This is a genomic window from Planotetraspora phitsanulokensis, assembly GCF_016863295.1.
In the GTDB taxonomy this organism is placed as follows: Bacteria; Actinomycetota; Actinomycetes; order Streptosporangiales; family Streptosporangiaceae; genus Planotetraspora; species Planotetraspora phitsanulokensis.
This window is the reverse complement of sequence record NZ_BOOP01000043.1, coordinates 77,818-96,222: the sequence shown is the minus strand read 5'-3', so window position 1 is coordinate 96,222 and position 18,405 is coordinate 77,818. Positions and strand designations below refer to the sequence as shown.

The window sequence follows — 18,405 nt, the reverse complement described above, 5'->3', positions numbered from 1 at the left end:
CACGGGGCGCAGGGTGCGTCCCACCACCCACCACGTCGCCCACGCCGCAAGCGCGGCCGCCACCAGGACGCCCGCGCCGGTCAGCAACTCCAGTTCATACGTGGACAACATGGCCGGCTCGGCCATCCCCGCGTAGACGAAGTGCGACCTCCCCTGCCAGAGCACACGCGTCTCCAGCGGAGGGACACGGATGGCGGTCAGCACCACGCACCCGTCCCGGGCGGTGCACTGGGTGCCGTGCGCGATGCGGTCGTCGATCGGGGGTTGGATGGTGCTCAGGGGTGACCTGCCCGCCGCCGCGCTCGCCGTGACGACCGCGCCCCGTTCGTCGACGAGTTGCAGGAGATCGATCCGGTTCTTCGGCAGGGAAGGGTAGGCCGTGCCGGGCTGCAGAGATCCGATCCAGTCGGTCGCGACGCGTTCGGTCTCCTTGAAGATGTTGTCGTGGATGCGGGTCCAGATCGCCAGATCGAGTCCGGTGCCTATGACCGCGAAGACGACCAGGGAGATGATCGCGGCGACCAGGGTGAAACGGGCCTGGATGGAGTGGGGGCGTAGGTTCAAGAACACCGCCTTCCTCCCGTCCTGGTCACCGAATCAGCCCGCTTCCTGTGAAAACGACCCTTTAAAACCAAGTCTTCGGTCAAAACACTATTGATGGGCGCCCACGGTTACGGCAAAAGATGGCGGCGGAGCTGATATCCAGACCAAAAACAGGCCCGGAAATGACCGTCATATGACCGCGTCTTTGAATTCCGTCGTTCCAACTCCAACGGCAGATCCCGGCTCAACCATTGCCGTGATCATGCAAGCTTTCGCCGCCGACCACTCCGACCTGCGAGCTTCCTGTGCGCGAACGAACCCTGATCGGGCGCGGGCCTGACGACGACATCACCCGCGAGAGCAGCAAGCCGACCCACTGCTCGACCGACTCGCGATGGGCGCTCCCTCGTCCGGCACAAGTGGTACATCAGATGAGCCGAGAAGTGGACTAGTTCACTGGTCCGCTTCGCGGCTAGCGTCGAATCCATGGAACTGAAAGGCAACAGCGCACTCACGCTTCTTCTTCAGGGGACGCCGCCCACGCTTCCCGATCCCGCCCATGAGATGACCGTGCTCATCGAATTGCCGCCCGGCGACCCCGGCTCCCCGCCGCACCGGCACTCGGGCCCGGTGTACGGGTACATGCTCGAAGGGGAGATGATCTTCGAGTTGGAGGGCGAGCCGGAGCGGGTGATCCGCGCGGGTGAGGCGTTCTGGGAGCCCGGCGGCGACGTCATCCACTACCAGGCGGCGAACAACCTGCCCGACACGTGGAGCCGGTTCGTCGTGGTCATGTTCTGCGTGCCCGATGAGCCGATGCTCACCTACGTCAACGACGCGGAGCTCGCGGCCCGCCGTGACCGTCGTGCTCCCCGGCCGAACTGATGGCGGTCGGCATGCGGATCTTCCTCGCGGGAGCGACCGGGGTCGTCGGCCGGCGGTTGGTGCCGCTGCTGGTCGCCGAGGGGCACCAGGTCACCGCCCTCACCCGGAGGCCCGAGCGGACCGCCACACTGCGCGCGGCGGGCGCGGAGCCGGTGGTGGCCGACGTCCATGACCGCGCGGCCCTCAGCGCCGCCGTCGAAAAGGCCGTGCCCGACGTCGTGATGCACCAGCTCACCGACCTGGCCTCGGGCGACCGCGCGGCGAACGCGGCAGTGCGCAGGCAGGGCACCCGCAACCTGGTCGACGCGGCGCTCGCCGCCGGCGTACGCCGGATGGTGGCACAGAGCATCGCGTGGATCTACGAGGCGGGGGACGAGCCGGCCGACGAGACGACGCCGCTCGATCTCGCCGCGTCGGAGGCGCGGGGAAGGACGGTGGAGAGCGTGGCAGCGCTGGAGGCGGCCGTCCACGAGATGCCCGAGTGGGTCGTGCTGCGCCACGGGCAGCTCTACGGCCCCGGGACGTGGTACGCGCCCGACGGCCTCATGGCGGACGCGGCGCGGGCGGGGAAACTGGCCGCCGGCGGCGAGGTGGTCTCCTTCGTGCACGCCGACGACGCCGCCACGGCGGCGGTGCAGGCGCTCACCTGGCCTGCGGGAGGTGCGGTCAACGTCTGCGACGACGAGCCGGCGCCGGGCCGGGAATGGGTGTCCGCCTTCTGCACGGCCGTGGGCGCACCGCCTCCGCCTCTCGCGGACACCGGCCGCCCGGGGTGGGCGCGCGGCGCGGACAACCACTACGCCCGCAAGCACCTCGGCTGGGTGCCGAGGTATCTGTCGTGGCGGGACGGCTTCGCGGCGTTCGCCGACGCCGCACCTACCCGATAGCGCCGGGCGGCCTGCCGACCAGCGAGACCAGCGTGTCGAGCGCCCCGCGCCAGGCGTGCTGGGGCGGCGCCGCGTAGCCGATGACCAGGGCGGCGGGCCGCTCCTCGCCCACCGTGTGCCAGTAGCGTGCGGTGTGCAGGCCGTGGAGGAGCAGTCCCGCGCGCTCCGCCGTGGCGACCAGTTCGCGTTCGGCGTCCGCCGAGGCGACCGGCAGCAGCGCGTGCAACCCGGCGGCGACGCCCGTGAGCAGCGTGTCGGTGACCGTCGCCAGCCGTTCGGCCAGCTCGTGGCGGCGCCGCCGGTAACCCAGCCGGGCCCGGCGTACGTGCCGGTCGTAGCCGCCGCAGGAGAGCAGGTCGGCGAGCACGAGTTGGTCGATGACAGGAGGCGTCGAGCCGGTCTCCAGCACGGTCTGCAGCAGCGGATCGCGCAGCGAGGCGGGCACCACGAGCCAGCCGAGCCGCGCCCCCGGCGCCAGGGTCTTGCTGGTGCTGCCCGCGTAGATCACCCGGTCGGGCGCCAGCGACTGCATCGCGCCGACCGGTTGCTGGTCGTAGCGGAACTCGCCGTCGTAGTCGTCTTCGATCACGTAGGCGTCGTTCCGCCGGGCCCAGTCGATGAACGCCGAGCGCCTCCCTGGTGCGAGCACGACGCCCCACGGGTGCTGGTGGGCCGGAGTGAGCAGCGCGAATCCCGTGCCGTCCGGGAGACACGACGGATCCGCGCCGTCCGCGTCCACCGTCAGCGGCACAGGGTCGAGCCCCGCCGAGGCCAGCAGGTGCCGGTGCAGCACGAACCCCGGGTTCTCGGTCGCCGCGCGCCGGGCGCCGAGACGACGGAAGGTACGCGCGAGCAACGCGAGCGCCTGGGTGAACCCCGCGGTGATCACCGTCGATCCGGCGCTCGCCCACACTCCGCGGGTCCGTGAGACGTAGTCGGCGACCGCCGAGCGCAGCGCGGGCATGCCCGCCGGGTCTGGGTAGCCCAGCTGCCCGGACTCCATCGCCGACACCACCCGGCGGACGCTCGAGACCCAGTCCGCACGCGGAAACGTGCTGACGTCGGGCCGGCCGGGACGCAGGTCGCCCAGGAACGCGGCGCGAGGCTCCGCGGGAGCGTGGGCGAGGGCCTCGCCGGTGTCGGACTCCGGCAGCACGTCGGCCACCCAGGTGCCGGATCCGCGCGCGCCCGTCAGCCACCCCTCGGCGATGAGCTGCGTGTAGGCATGGACGACCGTGCCCCTGGCCAGGCCGAGGTCGGCGGCGAGACCACGGGTGCCGGGCAGCCGGGTGCCCGCGGTCAGCCGCCCCGACCGCACCGCCTCGCGCAGGGCGGCCTCCAGCGACCGCCCCACCCCGCCGGCGCCGGGCAGATCGAGATGCAGGTCGAGCCCCGACCCGAAGCCGGTCCGGCCATCGTCCGGCGAGCCCTGCATCGACCGACCCCCCGTAGCGTCGCCTCGTCCCGCACCTCATGTCATATCAGGCGGCATCGACAAGATCGGCGATCGGGATGGACCGCGGACGGCGGGCTGATCGACCAGAGGCGCACAGAGGATTCACCTCGGCGGGTACGTTCCCGATCTGCCGCTGCCGGATCGAGCGGAGATCGTCTTTCTGCGGCGGACCCACACGGGAGATACCCATTGACACTGTAGGAAATAGAGGTAATGGTGCAAGGGTCACCGCCCGCCGAGGAGAGGGAGACCCATGAGCGTCACCGACGAACTGCTCGCCAACGCCGAGCGCTACGCCGCGACCTTCGACAAGGGCGACCTGCCGCTTCCCCCTGCCAAGCACGTGGCGATCCTCGCCTGCATGGACGCCCGGCTCAACGTCTACGGCCTGCTGGGCCTCCAGGAGGGCGACGCCCACGTCATCCGCAACGCCGGGGGCGTGGTGACCGCCGACGAGCGCCGGAGCCTCGCGATCAGCCAGCGCCTCCTCGGCACCGGGGAGATCATCCTCATCCACCACACCGACTGCGGGATGCTGACCTTCAGCGACGACCCGTTCAAGGAGTCGATCCGGGCGGAGGTCGGGATCAAACCCGACTGGTCCGCGGAGGCGTTCTCCGACCTCGACGAGGACGTCCGCCAGTCGGCCGCCCGGATCAAGGCCGATCCGTTCATCCCCCACACCGACGCGGTGCGCGGGTTCGTGTACGAGGTGGAGACGGGCCGCCTGCGCGAGGTCAAGCTCTGAGGGTCGCCTCGACGACGGAGAAGGGATTGCCCGAGGGACCGGGAACGATCCGGTCGACGGTGAACCCCGCACGGCTCAGCAGCGACTCGTACTCCCGCGGCGTCCGCTCCCTGCCCGTCAGGATGGCCATCATGATCAGGTCGGTGGCCCTGGCGGGGTGCGGTTGGTTGCCGTCCTCGGGGAGGACCATCTCGACGACCACCAGACGCGCTCCGGCGGGAGCGGCGGCGGCGATGTTGCCCAGGATGCGCGCGCACGCCTCGTCGTCCCAGTCGTGCAGGACGGCCGACAGGAGGTAGACGTCGGCGGCGGGCACGCTCTCGAAGAAGTCCCCGGCGACGATCTCGGCGCGCCCGGCCGCCCGGTCGCCGGTCGCGGCCCGGACCTCGGACACGACGTGGGGCAGGTCGAAGACGATGACGTGCCGGCCGGGTTCGTCGCCGACCAGTTGGGCCGACACCGATCCGTCGGCCCCGCCGATGTCCGCGACCGTCGCGCCCTCGGGCAGTCGGTAGTTCCGGAGGAGGTCCGCCTTGAGCCCGGCAGAGATGTCCGCCATCGCTCCGGTGAACCGCCGCCCCTGCTCGGGCTCGCTCGCGAGCCAGTCGAAGAACGGCCGGCCGTAATAGGCGGTCGCGGCGGGCACGCCGGTGCGCACGGTGTCCACCAGGCCCGCGAACGGCGCGTAGTGCGTCTCCATCCAGGACAGGGCCAGGTCACGGACCGACCCGGGGACGCCGCGGGCCAGTGTGGCGCCGAGCGGTGTGACGGAGTAGAAGTCGTCTCCCTCGTCGACGAAGATGCCCATGCCGGCGAGGTCGCGCAGGAGCCTGCGCACCATTTCGGCGTCGCACTCCAGTCCGGCGGCGAGGTCCTCCACATCTCGCGGGCCGTCGAGCAGGGCCGTGGCGAGGTCGAGGCGGGCCACGGCGTACAGCGCCTGCGAGATCAGGAAGCCGCCCAGCAACTGGGCCATGACCAGGACCGGAGGGGTCCCGCCGGGCTCCCCGCTCGCGGGCATGAGCCCTAGTCTCCCCCGGCCTCGCCGGGGCCCCGCGAGGCGCCGACGGGCTCCGCGTCGTCGGGCAGCGGAATCCACCTGTGCGACCAGGTCTTCACCGCGTCCAGCACCACCTCCAGGTCGAGGCCCTTCTCCGTGAGGTGGTACTCGACCTGGACGGGGGCCGTTGCGATGACCCGGCGCTCCACGATGTCCTGGGCCTCCAGGGTGCGCAGACGCTCGGCCAGCATGGTGTCGCTCAGCCCGGGCACCGAGGCCTTGATCTGCGCGTACCGGTGATGCCCGGTCAGCAGGGCGCGCAGGATGGCCCCCGTCCATCGGGCCCCGATCAGTTCGATGGCCGCGTGGAAGCGCACGCAGACACGGTGGACCTCGTTCATGTTCTCCCGCTCACCTCGTCGCTGGAGCCGCACTCTCCCGCAGCACCCGCAGTGCCTCGCTCACCTGGACGAGTTCGTCGAACATCGCCTTCGCTGCCCCCGTCATGACGTCGTTGGGAACCAGCTTATTTCCGTCATCGAGGAACTGGTGGACAAAGGGGATGGAAACCGCCTCGAACAGCGGGGTCATCTTGAGTGTCGTGACCACCTGCTTGATCATTTGCGCGGCGCGGGTGCCGCCGGCGATTCCCCCGTAGCTGACCAGCCCCACCGGCTTGTACTTCCATTCGTTGTGGAGATAGTCGATCGCGTTCTTCAGCTCCGCGTTGTAGCCGTAGTTGTATTCAGGCATCACGAAGACGAACGCGTCCGCCTCGGAGACCTTCAGGCTCCAGTCCCGGGTGTGCTGATGGACGTACTGGCCCAGCCGCGGGTGGTGCGGCTCGTTCATGAAGGGCAGGTTCACTTCGGCGAGGTCGACGAGTTCGATCTCGGAGAACCCGCCGTGCGCCGTCGCCTCCGACTCGATCCACCGCCCTACCTCGATCCCGATCCGGCCGGGGCGGGTGCTGGCGACGATGATCTCAAGTTTGGACACGGCACTTCTCCTTGCTTCTGATGTGATCGCACGGCTCCGCTCGGCCCGAACACCCGAGCCGCACGCGCCTGACCAGGGTACACAAGAAAACTTAGCTCATAAAAATTCCTGAGCGATGATTTACCCTTCCTCTTCCGTTGACATGCAGCCGCCCGGCTGCCTATTGTCCGAGACACGCAGCCAATCGGCTGCACATTCGAGGTGAGGCGTGATGGACGAGGTGTTCAAGGCGCTGGCCGACGCCAGCCGGCGGCGACTGCTCGACGGCCTGAACACCCGCAACGGGCAGACCCTGCGGGAGTTGTGCGCCGGGCTCGACATGGCCAGGCAGTCCGTCAGCAAGCATCTGGCCGTGCTGGAGGCGGCCGGGCTGGTCACCACGATCCGCCAGGGCCGGGAGAAGCTGCACTACCTGAACGCCGCGCCGATCAACGCCATCGCCGAGCGCTGGATCAGCAGGTACGACCGTGGAAGGGTCCACGCGCTCGCCGACCTGAAGAGAGCATTGGAGCAGGAGCCCATGGGCAACCCCGAGTTCGTCTACACGACCTACATCACCACCACGCCGGAACAGCTCTGGCAGGCGCTGACCGACCCCGCGTTCACCAGGCGCTACTGGGGCGTCACCTTCGAGTCGGACTGGAAGCCCGGCTCGGCCGTGGTCTGGGAGGAGAGCGGCGTGCGGATGGCCGACCCCGCCCAGGTCGTCCTCGAGTCCGAGCCGTTCCGCCGCCTGTCCTACACCTGGCATACCTTCACACCGGAGTTCGGCGAGGCCCACGCGATGGACCCGGAGGTCCTCGCGAAGTGGGCGGCAGAGCGCAGGTCCAAGGTGACCTTCGACATCGAACCGCACGGACGGATGGTGAAGCTGACCGTCGTCCACGACGACTTCGAGCCCGGGAGCACGTTGCTCGACGGCGTCAGCGGCGGGTGGCCGCACCTCCTGTCCAGCCTCAAGTCGCTGCTGGAAACCGGTGAGCCGCTGCCGGACCCCGACCCCGACGCCACCACCACCGACCTCGCCACGGCGGGCTGACCCGGGCCCCTTCATCCGCCCCCTCTCACGACGACCCTGGACAGCAGGTAGGACCCGAGGCCGAACACCGCCCAGATCACCGTGGCGGCGGTCAGTGCGGCCCAGACGGGCCAGTGGACGGCCGTGGCGGCGACGACCACGGCGAACCCGATGAGACCGAGCGTGCCGAAGACCGAGCCCCGCGCCTCCGCGTAGGCCAGGCGCGGGCCCTCTCTCCGCGCGACCAGGGTCAGCGAGGCGAGCAGGATCGCCGGGAAGGCCAGGAAGACGCCTCCGGGCGCCGGTCCGGCCACCAGGGACACCACGCCGGCCAGCGTGGAGATCCCCGCGCCGAAGGCGAACCGGACGACCAGGTCCCAGGGCCGTGTCCGGGCCAGTTCGCGCGGGACGAGCCGGATCCGGTCGTCGTCCTCATCAGGGGCATTCGACTCGTCGTCCCTGCCGCCGCCCGTGGTGGCGTTCACGACTGGGGCAGCAGCAGGAATGCCGCGCCGGCGGTCACCACCCAGACTGTCAGCCCGGCGAGTGCCGCCCGCCACACCCCCCATGCCTTCAGGAGAGGTGGGACCACGAGGCAGTAGACGAAGAAGGCGATCGCGCCGGCTCGCATGCCGTCGGCCGCGGCGCGCATGTCCGCCTGCCCGATCAGGGCCGCCGTCACCAGCAGGCTCCCGAGGGCGACCGAAGGCCCCGCCGAGAACACTCCGGCCAGCCGCTTGGGCGTCATCATCTCGGCCAGCACCGCGAATCCCAGGACGAACAGCCCGCCGGCGAGTGCCTTGAGCGCCACCTCCACGATCTGCCGAGCCACGGAGTCCTCCCGTCACTTCCGGCTGACCGCCCCCGCGTGCCCGCCCGATGGCCTTCACGTAGGCATTGCCGCCCTGACCCGTGCGCAACCTCCAGGGAGAACCAGCCCTTCCACCAGGAAGGACGTGCGAACGGTCATGTGGTCCTGACGGTTGAGTGACGTTCGCGCCAGCGGGTACGCGGGACAGGACGTGGGCAGACGGCCGAATGGCCGCACCACGCCACGGGGACGGGGCGGACGATGGGGACGGAACGCGTTCACTTCACCAAGGAGAGGGCGACCATGCTGGCCACGCTGCACGCCCGGGCCAGGGACAGCATGTCCGCCGATCCCATCCTGGGCGACCGGATCGCCGAGGACCTGGTCGCACGGATCGACTACGACTTCGGCAGGTTCCGCATGCACCGGGGCTGGACCACCGGCGTGGCGATCCGGGCCAGGCAGTTGGACACGTGGGCGGCCGAGTTCATCGGCCGCGATCCCGCCGTCTCCGTGCTGCATCTCGGCTGCGGCCTGGACAGCCGAGTCGTCCGGCTCGACCCGCCGAGCGCGGTGCGCTGGTACGACGTGGACTATCCGGATGTCATCGCCGTCCGCCGCCGCCTGTATCCCGATCGGGAGAACTACCGGATGATCGGCACCTCGGTGACCGACGTCCGATGGCTCGAGCAGATCCCCTCCGACCGGCCCGTGCTGGTCGTCGCGGAGGGCCTGCTGATGTACCTGTCCGAGGAGGGCGTCGAGAACCTCGTCGGCGGGATCGTCGGCCGGTTCCCCTCCGGGCAGCTCATGTTCGACGCCGTCGGCCGGCTCGCCATCCGGCTGCAGCGCTTCAACCACCCCATACGGGCGGCCGGGGCCACCTTCACCTGGGCGCTGGACGACCCGCGCGACCTCGAGCGGTGGGACCCGCGGATCCGGCTCGTCACCCAGCTGACGGCCCCCGATCTGCCCGGCCTCGAGAGACTGCCCGCCGGCTACCGGCTGATGATCCGGGCGTTGCGCCTGGTCCCCGCGCTCGCGCGGGCCGGCCGGCTGCTGCGCTACGAGTTCTCGCGGCCGCCGGGAGGGACGGGACGGGACGAGGGCGGTTCCGCGAGGTGAACCCATCCGGGAGAAGTTTCGCGGTGTAGACATTTCTCCCAGAGGATTACTCCTGCACCACCGACACCATGATCACATCGGCGTTCCGCACTAGTGTCTGCGACCAAAAAAGGGAACCCCGCCGATGCGTCGCCGAACGACCATGACCGCTGCCGCCGTCGTCCTCCTCGCAGGCGCGGCCGGTGTCGCGTACACCATGACCCGCAGCACGGCCCAGACGCCCTGCGAGGCCGCGGCCGCGCTGGTCGGCAAGGCCCGGGAATCGATCCGCAAGGACGCGAGCACCATCGTCTTCAAGGCTCCGGACGGCTCGCAGCCCATCTGGCTGGGCATGACGGCGATGGCCGAAGAGCTGACCGCCGGGAGCCTGGAGACCGTCGAGGGCGAGCCCTCGCCGAAACTCGTCGAGGCTCTGTACGAGTTCTCCCGCGCCGACCCCACCACCGCGAAGGACCTCACCGACCCGGACGGGAAGGTGCAGGCGGCCCTCGCCCACATCTCGGCGGCATGCCCCTGACCCCGGCCCGCAGGGGGACGCCGGGACACCCCGATCATTCTCAAGAAGCTCCCAGGATTCTCCCCGGACTTCCCCACGGCCCGGCGGTGTGCTGAGTACATGAGGAAACAAGCGAACCGCTTCATCATCGCGGGCTCGGTGGCCGGGGCCCTCGCGGTCGGCGTCCTGGGCGGCGCCGCCATCGCCGACCGGCAGGGCACGGACGTCTCCCTCACCGCCGGCGGCGAGCAGGCGGGCGGCAAGGGAGCCGCGGTGCTCACGGCCATGGACGGAAAGACCGGGAAGGCCGCCCGTCCCGGATGGCGCGCACTGAAGCGCAGGGGACTCGGCGTGCACGGGGAGGCCACGGTCAAGAAGAAGGACGGCTTCGTCGTCCGCGTCTGGCAGCGGGGCGACGTCACGGGGGCCGCCGCCGGCACCGTGACGGTGAAGAGCGCCGACGGCACGTCGTGGACGTGGAAGGTCGACGGCGACACCCGGGTACGCAAGGACGGCAAGAAGGCGGAAGCGTCCGCGCTCGCCGCCGGTGACACGGTGTTCGTGGCCGGAACCCGCACCGGGGACACCCGCACGTCCATCGCGGTCGTCGCTCCCAAGAAGGCGAACGACTGAGGCACACTTGATGCCACTATGAGCGAACCGAGGGTCCTCGTCGCCGACGATGAGCCGAACATCCGCGACCTGGTCGGCATCGCGCTCCGGTTCCACGGGTTCACCGTGACCGGCGCGGCCGGCGGCCACGAGGCCCTCGAACTCGCCGCGACGGGCGGCTTCGACCTGATCGTCCTGGACGTGATGCTCCCCGACCTGGACGGCTTCGAGGTGTGCCGCAGGCTCCGCGCGGCGGGCGACGAGGTGCCGATCATCTTCCTGACCGCGAGGGACACCACGGCCGACACCGTCCACGGCCTCACGCTGGGTGGCGACGACTACGTCACCAAGCCGTTCTCCGTCGACGCCCTCGTCGCCAGGGCGCGGGCGGTGCTGCGGCGCGGCAGCCGTACGCCGGCCAGGGATGAGGTGCTCCGCGTGGCCGACCTCGAGCTGGACGAGACCGGCTGGGAGGTACGGCGGGGCGGGGTGCGGGTCGAGCTGTCGCCCACCGAGTTCCGGCTGCTGGCCTTCCTGATGCGCCACCGCAACCAGGTGGTGACCAAGGCTCAGCTGCTCGAGCACGTCTGGGGCTTCGGCACGCAGTCGCAGGTGGTGGAGACCTACATCTCCTACCTGCGCCGCAAGCTCGACCCGCTCGGCCCGGCGCTGATCCACACGCAGCGGGGCGTCGGCTACGCCCTGCGGACGCCGTGACCACGCTCCGCGGCCGGTTACTCGCCGGGCTCATCGGCGTCACCGCCCTCGGGCTCGCGGCCCTCTCCCTGGTCAGCATGCTGATGTTGCGCAGCCACATGATCGAGCGCATGGACGCCTCCCTGCTGACGGCCGCGAACGCGTCGGCCACCAGGCTGGCCCGCGCGTCCGGTATCGCGGTGGTCCAGGCGGGATCGACGTACGCGGTGGCCACGCTGAACGCCTCGACCGGGCGCGCCCGGCTGGTGGGCGGGGACGACCCGCAGGCGGCGGCCCTGCCGGAACTCCTCCAGGCGGTGGGCGCCGGCACGCTCGGAGCACACGCGGACGCCGGCGAGACGTTCACCATGGGTTCGCGCCTGCGCGCCGCCGCGGCGCGGATGGCGGCCGGCGACCGCATCGTCGTGGTCGCCGTGCCGCTCGACGAGCTCAGGAACACCCTCGCCCGCCTGCTGGTCACCGAACTCGTCACCGGCGGCGTGCTCATCGGGTTGCTGGCGCTGTTCGGGCGGTGGCTGATCCGCGGCGGCCTCGCGCCGCTGGCGCGGATGGCCGACACCGCACAGCGCGTGGCCTCGGGCGGCGACCTGTCGACGCGGATGCCGGAGGGCCCCACGGAGGCGGGCAGGCTCGGCCGGGCGATCAATGTGATGTTGTCGCAGATCCAGCAGGCGTTCGGAGCCCGGTGGGCCTCGGAGGAACGGCTGCGCCGTTTCGCCGCCGACGCCTCGCACGAGTTGCGCACCCCGCTGACGACGATCCACGGCTACGCCGAGCTCTACCGCAAGGGCGCGATCCCCGACGAGGACGTGCCGCAGGTGATGCTGAGGATCGAGAACGAGTCGGCCCGCATCACCCGCCTGGTGACCGAGCTGCTCGAGCTCGCCCGGCTCGACCGGGGCGCGGCGCTGTCCGTCGCCGTCGTCGACCTGGTGCCCGTGGTCGCCGAGGTGGTGGACGACTTCACCGCGCTCAACCCGGATCATCCCGTCCGCGTCGAGTCGCCGCCCGCCCTGGAACGGGAGGTCGACGAGGCGAGGATCCGGCAGGTGCTGGTCAACCTGCTCGGCAACGTCGCGGCGCACACGCCGCCGGGCACCTCGGTCCTGGTACGGCTGGCCCCGCCGGGCGTCCTTCAGGTCGCCGACGACGGCCCGGGCATGCCGGAACAGGACGCCGCCCGCGCGTTCGACCGCTTCCACGGCGCCGGCTCGGGGCTGGGCCTGGCCATCGTGCAGGCCATCGCCGCGGCGCACGGCGGCACGGTCACGTTGTCGTCCACGCTCGGGCAGGGGACCACCGTCACGGTCTACCTGGGGCCCGATGGGGACGTCCGGCCCCCGGGCGGACCGGCGGAACCCGCCACCAGACCGCTGCCCGTCCCCTCGGCCGGGCCGGCCGCGCTCCCGGCCGCGGATCGTGTGCCGCCGCCCGGGCGTCCGCGGGACCCCTCCTGATCGTCCCCGGATACGTGTTCCCTCACATGCGCGCGGCGGCGCGCAGGTCGTGGTTGAACGCCTTGATGTCCTCGTCGGTCAGCGACGACCGGGTGCTCGCTATCGCGTCCAGGTAGTCGCCGGTGTCCCAGGCGGGCCCCTCCCCCGGGCCGCTTCGGCCGTCCGCGGTCGTGAGGTGGCGTTCGAAAGCCGCCTGCGCCGCCGTACGCGCGGCGTACTCGATGTCGGCGGGAGTGAAGCGGGCGCTGGCCTCCACCAGCTCGTCGAGGTTCACCCGGGCGAGGCCGCCCGCCCCGATGTAGCGCGCCCAGATCGCCCGGCGCGCGTCGGCGTCCGGCGGCCCGACCGGGATCAGATAGTCGAACCTGCCCGGCCGCAGGAAGGCCGGGTCCATGCTGCGCACCGCGTTGGTCGCGCAGACGAGCAGCCGCCGGTCCCGCCGCCGGAAGATCGGGATGAGTTTGAGCAGCTCATTGGTGATCCGGTGGGTCAGCGAGGCGGGGTCTCGTCGCTGCGAGGCGATCTCCTCGGCCTCGTCGAAGAAGAGCACGATCTGGTCCAGGTGGTCGACCCGCGAGAACAGCTGCCGCAGCGCGGTCGCGACGCCGTTCGGGTCCGCGGCGAGCTGATAGGGGAAGACCTCGACGAACGGCCATCTCAGCCGGGACGCGACCGCTCTGGCGAAGGTCGTCTTGCCCGTTCCCGGCGGCCCGAACAGCACGACGGCGCGCGGCGGCTCCACGCCGTACCGCTCGGCGAGCTCGCGGTTCTCGAGCGGCAGCACCAGCCTGCGCTCGATGACGGCCTTCTCCGCCTCCATGCCGGCGATCCGCTCCCACAGTCCCGTCTCCGGGACGGCGCCGCCGATCTGGTCGAGGATGGTGTCCTCCGCACGGGCGAGCGGCAGCGCCTTCTCGAAGTAGGTGATGTCGGGCCTGCTCGTGTATCCCGAGTTCAGAAAGGCCGCCTCGCCGATCTCGTGCGGGGGCAGGAGCGCCCCGATGCGGCGCACCCGGCGTTTGGCCAGGCGCTCCTCCAGCGCCGCCAGCAGGCCGGAGCCGATGCCGTGGTGGCGCCATTCGCGGTTGATGGCCATGCGCAGGACCCAGGCGCGCTCTCCGGACGTGAGCGAGACGGCGGCGCCGACGATCTCGCAGCCTACGGAGGCGACCACCGCGGGCATGCCCCCGCGCAGCGCGGCCACCGCCTCGGCGAGGGTGACCACGGGTTCCGCCGGGGTGTCCGGCGGTTCCTCCAGTAACCGGATCATGTGGTCGAGATCGTTTTCTTGAGGATCACGAATCTGCCAAGGGGCCAACGCCATCACTCCTGAGACGGAAATCGGATTGCTTCACGCACGCCCGGCTCCGGATCACCGTCCCCGGATCGCAGGACGTGGAGGGGGCAGGGGGCCGCCGTTCGGCTCAGGCCCCGCATGCGCCGAGTGCCCGGCTCCCCGAGGCGCCGGTGGGCCGATGAGCGCGCGGCCGTCGCCGGGAGCGGGTGAGTACCGCACCCTGTTCCCGGCCGTTCGCCGGCCGAAACACCTGAGGCCGGCCCCGTGGCCCGCCGTTTGCCTGACCAGTGGGGGCGAACTAACGTAATTGAACGTTCAGTCCATTTTCGGGCCGGCCGTGAACGCGGCGGCCCCATCGAGCAGATACGCCGGTCCCCCATGACTTCAAAGATCTGGTTCATCACCGGGACGTCCCGCGGTTTCGGGCGCGAGTGGGCCATCGCCGCCCTCGACCGTGGCGACCGTGTGGCGGCGACCGCCCGCGACGTCGCCTCGCTGGACGATCTCGTGAGCGAGTACGGCGACGCGATCGCCGCGTTCCCCCTCGACGTGGCCGACCGCGAGGCGGTCTTCGACGTGGTCGCCAAGGCGCACGACCACTTCGGCCGGCTCGACGTCGTGGTCAACAACGCGGGCTACGGGCAGTTCGGCATGATCGAGGAGATCAGCGAGCAGGAGGCCCGGGCGCAGATCGAGACCAACCTGTTCGGCGCCCTGTGGGTGACGCAGGCGGCGCTTCCCTACCTGCGCGAGCAGGGCTCCGGCCACATCATCCAGGTGTCCTCCATCGGCGGCGTCTCCGCCTTCCCCAACGTCGGCATGTACCACGCTTCCAAATGGGCGCTGGAGGGCTTCAGCCAGTCGCTCGCCCTGGAGACCGCGGGCTTCGGCATCAAGGTGACGGTGGTCGAACCGGCCGCCTACTCCACCGACTGGGCGGGATCGTCCGCGCGTCATGCCATGCCGCTGGCCGCCTACGAGGGCGTGCGGAAGCAGGCGGCCGAGCAGCGCGCCCGCAGGGTGGGGACGCCCGGAAGGCCGGAGGCGACCCGGGAGGCCATCCTCCGGGTGGTCGACGCGGAGCGGCCCCCGCTGCGGATCTTCTTCGGTGACGGGCCGCTGGCGATCGCCGCCGCCGACTACGAGTCTCGGCTGGCCACCTGGCGCGAGTGGGAACCCGTGTCCGTGGCCGCGCACGGCAAGCAGGACTGAGCCTCTCCGGCGCGCTCTGGGCTCCGGCCTGTCAGCGTGCGCCCGGGTCCGCGGGCTCGTCCGGGTCTCCGGCGAGCGCGCGGGCGGCCCGCACCTGCTCGTCGTCCATGCCCTCCGTCCCGGTGCGGCCACGGAACGCGGCCTGGCCGTCGATCCACCGGGTGTGGGCCTCCCAGGCGGACTGCTTGGTGGTCCCGAGCGCCGCGCCGATCTGCGACCAGGAGGCACCCGCCGCCCGCGCCGTCCTGACCGTGAGCTGCCGGCCGTACGAGGCCTTGCGCGCGATCACCTCGCTGAGGGCGAGCAACTCGAGCGCCTCCTCCTTGGACAGGGCGGCCTGCGGTGGAGCGAACCGGCTGCTCATGGCGTCGGGGCCGTCGAAATCCTCGTCCATCGCCGAGCCGAGGGCCTCGCGGACACGTAGCTCTTCGAAGCGCGCGACGGCGGTGCGGAGCGTGTGATCGCGTTCTGCGCTGTCAGGCGTGTACATGACGCCATCCTCACGTCAGGCCGTCCTGACGTCAAGGTGTCCTGACGCGCGTCGTCACCGGTCCGTGGGAAGCAGGGTGCCGAGAGGGCCGAGATCGAGGTTGAGATCGGAGGGCGACAGGCCGAAGCGGTCGCACAGCTCCGTCATCGCCTCCTCCAGGCGCATCAGGGTCAGCCCCAGCGTCTCGATCTGCTCGTCGGTCAGATCGCCCTCGCCCATCCGGCGGATGCACTGCCGTTCGACGAGCTGGCGGACCAGCTCCACGAGTGTCAGGACGAGGCGGCTCAGGTCGCGCTCGACCGCCTCTGGATCGGTGTTGAGGCGCCAGCTCTCCGACCGCGCGGCGTCCCGGCCGGGCCTGCCGGCGGCGGGCCTGTCAGCGGCGGCGGACCTGTCGACGGTGACGTGGCTGTCGACGGTGGCGTGCCTGTCGGCGGCGTCACCACCAGGACGGTTCATGGTCGACCTCCGTCTCCGTCGCGCCGGGGCCCCGTACGGACGCGATCAGCGCGCGCAGGGAGATCCGGACGAGCTCGATGTCGGCGATGGAGAGCACGAGGTCCCCGGTCACGACGACCCCGCCCGCGAGCAGCCTGTCGAGGAGATCCACGAGCGCCACGCGCTCCGGCGGCAGGCGGCCCTCCTCGGCCAGGACGGCGCCCCGGCGGGTGTCCAGCGTCACCGCGCGCCTCCCTCCCGGCCTTCCGTCTCCAGCTCCACGGCGGTGAACGAGTAGGGCGCCCAGGGGCCGGTGAGCTCCACGTCCATGCCGGGGCCCGCTCCGGTACCGGACTCCGTCGCGGCCTCGCGGAAGGCCGCGACCGCCGCGGCGAACTCCGCGCTCCGATCCTCTTCCACGAGATAGGCGCCGTTGAGGACCATCCACTCCTTGCGACCGGACAACTGCGGATCCTGCGGCCGATGACGGCGGCCGGCCACGGCGACCTCCCCCAGGGCGGCGTGGAGCCGCTCGGCCCATGCGACCGCGTGGCGCCACAGGTCCTCGCGGTTGTGGAGGTTCGCCTTGCGGCGCTGGAGGTAGGCCGTTCCCGGCCCGGCGCCCGTCCGCCCGGCGGGAGCCTCACGTCGCGCGGACGCGTCACCTCCGGCCGTGCCGCCTCCGGCCATGCGGGACGCCGCCTCCGGGTCGACGTACGCCTTGACGCCCCACTCCCGGCGGCCCGCGACCCGGGACAGGACCGCGAGGAAGTCGTCATGCCGCCGCTCCAGCAACTCCCGGACCTGCTCCTCACCGCTGTAGACGGTGACCAGCCGTACCGGAGCCGTCGGCCCGGCCTCCGCCACCGCTTCGACGACCCGGTGATGGGCCCGGGCCACCTCGCCGACCCAGTCCAGATCCTCCAGCAGGCGTGCCAGCGGCTCCTCGCCGAACTGGTCCAGAGGGACGGTGCTCACGTACGCCGCCAGGTCGCCGACGCCGATCTTCCGGACGGGCTCGCCGAGGACGCCGCGCACGCTCAGGCACGCGTCGCCGGCCTCGCTGGTCACCGCGTACAGGTAGATGCCGGATTCAGTCACCGCTCCTCTCCCATCCGCGCCGATCCGCCTCGCGGCTCTCGGCTCCGCTCCAGTCCTCTCCGCGTGGTTCCACCTCGTGCTGACGCCGCTCGACTTCGCGTGGACGCTGCTCGGGAACGCGCCTCGGCAGACCCTCGCGCTCTTCCAGACGCTCCTCGATCGCGGCCAGGCGGTCGCGCAGCCGGCGGTTCTCGTCGGCGAGCTCGCGATTCTTGCCCGTCAGCCAGGGATCGTGCTCCCACCAGTCGATGCCGAGCTCCCGTGCCGTGTCCACCGACGCGATGAGCAGCCGAAGCTTGATCGTCAGCAGCTCGATGTCGAGCAGGTTGACGCGGATGTCCCCCGCGATCACCACACCCCGGTCGAGCACCCGTTCCAGGATGTCGCCCAGGTTGGAGGTCTCGCGGCCGGTCGTCATCGGCTGCGCGTACGACTCCCGCATGACGGGCCGGAACCTGCCCGGATCCGTCATCGCGGCGAACCCTCCCCGAGCGCGTTCGTGCCGCGCCGGTAGCGCCCGAGCCGACGGTAGGACAGCAGGTTCCCCTCCTCGTCCAGCTCGGCCTCGTACACGGCGAGGACGTCGCCCGAGGACGGGATGCGGTGGTCCTCCACGATCTCCACGTGCACCGTCCAGCCGCCATCGGCCGGCTCCACCAGCGTGACGGCCTCCGCGTCCCGCATGGTCAGGTCCGCGATGTAGCGCAGGCCGCGCTCCCCGGCGGTCACCGCGGTCATGGCGCGGCGCCGCCTGCGGGGCTCCGGCACCCGCCCGCCGTCTTCGACCATCACCTGCGCCCGCTCGTCGAACCCCTCACGTCCGTGCCGCTCCGCGGCCCGCGTGTCACGGGCCCTGCGTCTCGGGGGAACCACGTCGTCACCCCCTCCGCGTGCCGGTCATCGTGCTGAGGATCCGCTCCACGGCCTGGGACTCCTCCTCCTCGGAGATCAGGCCGGAGCGCCTGGCCTCCTCTATCTCCTCCAGGCGGCGCCTGACGACGGCCGGGTCCCTCAGTTCGTGTTCCACCTGTTCCTGGATCAGCTCGCCGAGCCGGATCACCACACGCACCGGCGCGACCGGCCAGGTGAAGATCAGGCCGATCAGTCCCACGG

Annotated in this window: 24 protein-coding genes and 1 pseudogene; 10 read left to right on the top strand and 15 right to left on the bottom strand. The window is 71.2% G+C overall.

Going from position 1 to position 18,405, the window contains the following annotated elements; genetic code table 11:
• Nucleotides 1-564, bottom strand: a pseudogene (locus Pph01_RS37105) (hypothetical protein); the annotation flags it as partial.
• Nucleotides 565-1,029: 465 nt separating this feature from the next.
• Here Pph01_RS37105 and Pph01_RS37100 point away from each other — a divergent pair.
• The gene (locus tag Pph01_RS37100; RefSeq protein ID WP_204077906.1) at nucleotides 1,030-1,428 is read left to right on the top strand and encodes a cupin domain-containing protein; all 399 of its coding nucleotides are present in this window, start codon (nucleotides 1,030-1,032) and stop codon (nucleotides 1,426-1,428) included.
• An 11-nt stretch (nucleotides 1,429-1,439) separates the two neighbouring features.
• Nucleotides 1,440-2,315, top strand: a complete 876-nt coding sequence (locus Pph01_RS37095; RefSeq protein ID WP_204077905.1) for an NAD-dependent epimerase/dehydratase family protein — start codon at nucleotides 1,440-1,442, stop codon at nucleotides 2,313-2,315.
• On the opposite strand, the gene pdxR is transcribed toward Pph01_RS37095, so the two are convergent.
• Nucleotides 2,305-3,750, bottom strand: coding sequence for a MocR-like pyridoxine biosynthesis transcription factor PdxR (gene pdxR, locus Pph01_RS37090; RefSeq protein WP_204077904.1), 1,446 nt, complete (start codon nucleotides 3,748-3,750; stop codon nucleotides 2,305-2,307). The genes Pph01_RS37095 and pdxR overlap by 11 nt on opposite strands.
• A 274-nt stretch (nucleotides 3,751-4,024) precedes the next feature.
• Here pdxR and Pph01_RS37085 point away from each other — a divergent pair, with 274 nt between their 5' ends.
• Nucleotides 4,025-4,519 (top strand): beta-class carbonic anhydrase, encoded by a 495-nt coding sequence (locus Pph01_RS37085; RefSeq protein ID WP_204077903.1) that lies wholly within the window; start codon nucleotides 4,025-4,027, stop codon nucleotides 4,517-4,519.
• Here the strand turns inward: Pph01_RS37085 and Pph01_RS37080 are convergent.
• The 3 genes from Pph01_RS37080 to Pph01_RS37070 are packed head-to-tail and all read right to left on the bottom strand — an operon-like array spanning nucleotide 4,509 to nucleotide 6,518.
• Nucleotides 4,509-5,540: a methyltransferase gene (locus tag Pph01_RS37080; RefSeq protein WP_204077902.1), complete on the bottom strand. Its 1,032-nt coding sequence runs from the start codon at nucleotides 5,538-5,540 to the stop codon at nucleotides 4,509-4,511. The genes Pph01_RS37085 and Pph01_RS37080 overlap by 11 nt on opposite strands.
• Nucleotides 5,541-5,545: 5 nt before the next feature.
• Nucleotides 5,546-5,920, bottom strand: coding sequence for a winged helix-turn-helix transcriptional regulator (locus Pph01_RS37075; RefSeq protein ID WP_204077901.1), 375 nt, complete (start codon nucleotides 5,918-5,920; stop codon nucleotides 5,546-5,548).
• Between the two features lie 10 nt (nucleotides 5,921-5,930).
• Entirely contained in the window at nucleotides 5,931-6,518 is a 588-nt protein-coding gene (locus Pph01_RS37070; protein WP_204077900.1) for an NADPH-dependent FMN reductase, read from the bottom strand.
• A 211-nt stretch (nucleotides 6,519-6,729) separates the two neighbouring features.
• Between Pph01_RS37070 and Pph01_RS37065 the strand changes: the two genes are divergently transcribed.
• The gene (locus Pph01_RS37065) at nucleotides 6,730-7,557 is read left to right on the top strand and encodes an ArsR/SmtB family transcription factor (protein ID WP_204077899.1); all 828 of its coding nucleotides are present in this window, start codon (nucleotides 6,730-6,732) and stop codon (nucleotides 7,555-7,557) included.
• A gap of 11 nt (nucleotides 7,558-7,568) precedes the next feature.
• On the opposite strand, the gene Pph01_RS37060 is transcribed toward Pph01_RS37065, so the two are convergent.
• Nucleotides 7,569-8,021: a DUF3147 family protein gene (locus Pph01_RS37060; RefSeq protein ID WP_204077898.1), complete on the bottom strand. Its 453-nt coding sequence runs from the start codon at nucleotides 8,019-8,021 to the stop codon at nucleotides 7,569-7,571.
• Nucleotides 8,018-8,368: a DUF3147 family protein gene (locus Pph01_RS37055; protein ID WP_204077897.1), complete on the bottom strand. Its 351-nt coding sequence runs from the start codon at nucleotides 8,366-8,368 to the stop codon at nucleotides 8,018-8,020. The genes Pph01_RS37060 and Pph01_RS37055 overlap by 4 nt, the downstream gene beginning before the upstream one ends.
• 240 nt (nucleotides 8,369-8,608) lie before the next feature.
• Here Pph01_RS37055 and Pph01_RS37050 point away from each other — a divergent pair, with 240 nt between their 5' ends.
• The 5 genes from Pph01_RS37050 to Pph01_RS37030 all read left to right on the top strand — a co-directional run bounded on the left by Pph01_RS37050 (nucleotide 8,609) and on the right by Pph01_RS37030 (nucleotide 12,754).
• Entirely contained in the window at nucleotides 8,609-9,472 is an 864-nt protein-coding gene (locus Pph01_RS37050; protein ID WP_204077896.1) for a class I SAM-dependent methyltransferase, read from the top strand.
• A 124-nt stretch (nucleotides 9,473-9,596) separates the two neighbouring features.
• Nucleotides 9,597-9,989, top strand: coding sequence for a hypothetical protein (locus Pph01_RS37045; RefSeq protein ID WP_204077895.1), 393 nt, complete (start codon nucleotides 9,597-9,599; stop codon nucleotides 9,987-9,989).
• 99 nt (nucleotides 9,990-10,088) lie between these two features.
• Nucleotides 10,089-10,601 carry a DUF5666 domain-containing protein gene (locus Pph01_RS37040; RefSeq protein ID WP_204077894.1) on the top strand — a complete coding sequence of 171 codons (513 nt, stop codon included), beginning with the start codon at nucleotides 10,089-10,091 and terminating at the stop codon, nucleotides 10,599-10,601.
• 18 nt (nucleotides 10,602-10,619) lie between these two features.
• Nucleotides 10,620-11,297, top strand: a complete 678-nt coding sequence (locus Pph01_RS37035; protein ID WP_204077893.1) for a response regulator transcription factor — start codon at nucleotides 10,620-10,622, stop codon at nucleotides 11,295-11,297.
• Nucleotides 11,294-12,754 (top strand): sensor histidine kinase, encoded by a 1,461-nt coding sequence (locus Pph01_RS37030; protein ID WP_239117301.1) that lies wholly within the window; start codon nucleotides 11,294-11,296, stop codon nucleotides 12,752-12,754. The genes Pph01_RS37035 and Pph01_RS37030 overlap by 4 nt, the downstream gene beginning before the upstream one ends.
• Before the next feature lie 22 nt (nucleotides 12,755-12,776).
• On the opposite strand, the gene Pph01_RS37025 is transcribed toward Pph01_RS37030, so the two are convergent.
• Nucleotides 12,777-14,024, bottom strand: coding sequence for an ATP-binding protein (locus Pph01_RS37025; protein WP_204077892.1), 1,248 nt, complete (start codon nucleotides 14,022-14,024; stop codon nucleotides 12,777-12,779).
• Between the two features lie 405 nt (nucleotides 14,025-14,429).
• Here Pph01_RS37025 and Pph01_RS37020 point away from each other — a divergent pair, with 405 nt between their 5' ends.
• Complete coding sequence (locus tag Pph01_RS37020) at nucleotides 14,430-15,263, top strand: SDR family oxidoreductase (protein ID WP_204077891.1); 834 nt, start codon at nucleotides 14,430-14,432, stop codon at nucleotides 15,261-15,263.
• A 31-nt stretch (nucleotides 15,264-15,294) separates the two neighbouring features.
• Here Pph01_RS37020 and Pph01_RS37015 read toward each other — a convergent pair whose 3' ends face one another.
• The 7 genes from Pph01_RS37015 to Pph01_RS36985 are packed head-to-tail and all read right to left on the bottom strand — an operon-like array spanning nucleotide 15,295 to nucleotide 18,403.
• Nucleotides 15,295-15,753 (bottom strand): hypothetical protein, encoded by a 459-nt coding sequence (locus Pph01_RS37015; protein WP_204077890.1) that lies wholly within the window; start codon nucleotides 15,751-15,753, stop codon nucleotides 15,295-15,297.
• Nucleotides 15,754-15,807: 54 nt separating this feature from the next.
• Nucleotides 15,808-16,212: a gas vesicle protein K gene (locus Pph01_RS37010; protein ID WP_204077889.1), complete on the bottom strand. Its 405-nt coding sequence runs from the start codon at nucleotides 16,210-16,212 to the stop codon at nucleotides 15,808-15,810.
• On the bottom strand, nucleotides 16,193-16,435 hold the full coding sequence (locus Pph01_RS37005) for a gas vesicle protein (protein ID WP_239117300.1): 243 nt from the start codon (nucleotides 16,433-16,435) through the stop codon (nucleotides 16,193-16,195). Before Pph01_RS37005 ends, Pph01_RS37010 begins: the two co-directional genes overlap by 20 nt.
• Entirely contained in the window at nucleotides 16,432-17,292 is an 861-nt protein-coding gene (locus Pph01_RS37000) for a GvpL/GvpF family gas vesicle protein (RefSeq protein WP_204077888.1), read from the bottom strand. The genes Pph01_RS37005 and Pph01_RS37000 overlap by 4 nt, the downstream gene beginning before the upstream one ends.
• Entirely contained in the window at nucleotides 17,285-17,764 is a 480-nt protein-coding gene (locus tag Pph01_RS36995; protein WP_204077887.1) for a gas vesicle protein, read from the bottom strand. Before Pph01_RS36995 ends, Pph01_RS37000 begins: the two co-directional genes overlap by 8 nt.
• Nucleotides 17,761-18,165: a gas vesicle protein GvpO gene (gvpO, locus tag Pph01_RS36990; RefSeq protein WP_239117299.1), complete on the bottom strand. Its 405-nt coding sequence runs from the start codon at nucleotides 18,163-18,165 to the stop codon at nucleotides 17,761-17,763. The genes Pph01_RS36995 and gvpO overlap by 4 nt, the downstream gene beginning before the upstream one ends.
• 4 nt (nucleotides 18,166-18,169) lie before the next feature.
• Entirely contained in the window at nucleotides 18,170-18,403 is a 234-nt protein-coding gene (locus Pph01_RS36985; RefSeq protein ID WP_204077886.1) for a gas vesicle protein GvpG, read from the bottom strand.
• Nucleotides 18,404-18,405: the final 2 nt, after the last annotated feature.

What these genes read in the sequence shown, in the direction of transcription:
- pdxR (WP_204077904.1), bottom strand. Translation starts at nt 3,750, where the DNA reads ATGCAGGGCTCGCCGGACGATGGCCGGACCGGCTTCGGGTCGGGGCTC.
- Pph01_RS37025 (WP_204077892.1), bottom strand. Translation starts at nt 14,024, where the DNA reads ATGATCCGGTTACTGGAGGAACCGCCGGACACCCCGGCGGAACCCGTG.
- Pph01_RS37010 (WP_204077889.1), bottom strand. Translation starts at nt 16,212, where the DNA reads ATGAACCGTCCTGGTGGTGACGCCGCCGACAGGCACGCCACCGTCGAC.
- Pph01_RS37050 (WP_204077896.1), top strand. Translation starts at nt 8,609, where the DNA reads ATGGGGACGGAACGCGTTCACTTCACCAAGGAGAGGGCGACCATGCTG.
- Pph01_RS37015 (WP_204077890.1), bottom strand. Translation starts at nt 15,753, where the DNA reads ATGTACACGCCTGACAGCGCAGAACGCGATCACACGCTCCGCACCGCC.
- Pph01_RS37085 (WP_204077903.1), top strand. Translation starts at nt 4,025, where the DNA reads ATGAGCGTCACCGACGAACTGCTCGCCAACGCCGAGCGCTACGCCGCG.
- Pph01_RS37065 (WP_204077899.1), top strand. Translation starts at nt 6,730, where the DNA reads ATGGACGAGGTGTTCAAGGCGCTGGCCGACGCCAGCCGGCGGCGACTG.
- Pph01_RS37040 (WP_204077894.1), top strand. Translation starts at nt 10,089, where the DNA reads ATGAGGAAACAAGCGAACCGCTTCATCATCGCGGGCTCGGTGGCCGGG.
- Pph01_RS37035 (WP_204077893.1), top strand. Translation starts at nt 10,620, where the DNA reads ATGAGCGAACCGAGGGTCCTCGTCGCCGACGATGAGCCGAACATCCGC.
- Pph01_RS37080 (WP_204077902.1), bottom strand. Translation starts at nt 5,540, where the DNA reads ATGCCCGCGAGCGGGGAGCCCGGCGGGACCCCTCCGGTCCTGGTCATG.
- Pph01_RS37075 (WP_204077901.1), bottom strand. Translation starts at nt 5,920, where the DNA reads ATGAACGAGGTCCACCGTGTCTGCGTGCGCTTCCACGCGGCCATCGAA.
- Pph01_RS36995 (WP_204077887.1), bottom strand. Translation starts at nt 17,764, where the DNA reads ATGACGGATCCGGGCAGGTTCCGGCCCGTCATGCGGGAGTCGTACGCG.
- Pph01_RS37020 (WP_204077891.1), top strand. Translation starts at nt 14,430, where the DNA reads ATGACTTCAAAGATCTGGTTCATCACCGGGACGTCCCGCGGTTTCGGG.
- Pph01_RS37095 (WP_204077905.1), top strand. Translation starts at nt 1,440, where the DNA reads ATGCGGATCTTCCTCGCGGGAGCGACCGGGGTCGTCGGCCGGCGGTTG.
- Pph01_RS37100 (WP_204077906.1), top strand. Translation starts at nt 1,030, where the DNA reads ATGGAACTGAAAGGCAACAGCGCACTCACGCTTCTTCTTCAGGGGACG.
- Pph01_RS37045 (WP_204077895.1), top strand. Translation starts at nt 9,597, where the DNA reads ATGCGTCGCCGAACGACCATGACCGCTGCCGCCGTCGTCCTCCTCGCA.